The 430-nt window shown below is 40.9% G+C and carries 1 pseudogene; it reads right to left on the bottom strand.

What is annotated here, in order from left to right:
* A pseudogene (locus ICG50_RS13040) lies at positions 1–430 on the bottom strand (hypothetical protein); the annotation flags it as partial.

The following is a 430-nucleotide window of genomic DNA, read 5'->3' on the forward strand; positions in this document are numbered from 1 at the left end:
ACTCCTCCATCAACAGTATAAGTAACTGTGGCATTCGGAGTGCCATTAAATGAAATTACTGCTGTGCTTCCCGAACAAATGGTTGTGGTTCCGGAAATGGTAGCTGTTGGTAATGGAAGTATCGTAACTGTAGCTATGCCCGTTTGGGTTTGACTACAAGGCGGTGTTCCCGGTAAAGTTACACTAACCAAAGAATAAATAGTATTGGAAATTAATGCCGGGGTGGTCAATGTTGCAAAACCTAATCCATTTAATACGATAGTTTGATTGGTTCCACCATTTACTGTATAAGTAACTGTTGCATTGGGAACTCCATTAAACGTAATTACTGTAGTGCTTCCCGAACAAATTGTTGTTGTACCGGAAATGGTTACTGTTGAAGTTGAACTAATAGTAACGATGGCAGATCCGGTTTGGCCTTGACTACACG

Origin of the sequence: Flavobacterium buctense (assembly GCF_014486695.1) — a bacterium.
Lineage (GTDB): Bacteria > Bacteroidota > Bacteroidia > Flavobacteriales > Flavobacteriaceae > Flavobacterium > Flavobacterium buctense.